The sequence below is a fragment of the Oleiphilus sp. HI0086 genome (genome assembly GCF_001635225.1).
In genome coordinates this window covers 1-344 of the sequence record NZ_LWFZ01000938.1, presented here as the reverse complement: position 1 = coordinate 344, position 344 = coordinate 1, and the positions used below count along the sequence as shown (strand labels likewise).

1 protein-coding gene is annotated in these 344 nt (G+C 45.1%); it reads right to left on the bottom strand.

Features of this window, described 5'->3' with window-relative positions:
- The coding region (locus tag A3756_RS16880; RefSeq protein ID WP_197481358.1) for an NAD-binding protein at window positions 1–344 on the bottom strand (344 nt) is incomplete at both ends.

Here is a 344-nt window from a genome sequence, read left to right as displayed (position 1 = left end):
GTCGCTTAATGGGGCCTGTTCCCAGAACTCAATGTCATCACCATCACCGCATATAATATTAATGCCTTGTTCCTTGAACCCCTGTGCCCGTTTTGGGTCAAGCTCAACACCGCAGATCTTCCCGGGGAGATCCCTTTCTGCTTCATGATAAGCGCCTTTTCCAACACGCCCCATGCCGACAATTAAGACTTCTTTGTCTTTGATAGGTAAAAAGGTTTGTTGGGAGGTATCACAAGGACGTTCAAAACGCGAGAAGGCGTCTTTTTTGTTTGCGTATATTCGATGTGCAAACTTGTAAATAATTGAGCTAAATACCATCGAATGAGTTGTCGATAGGGCGATGA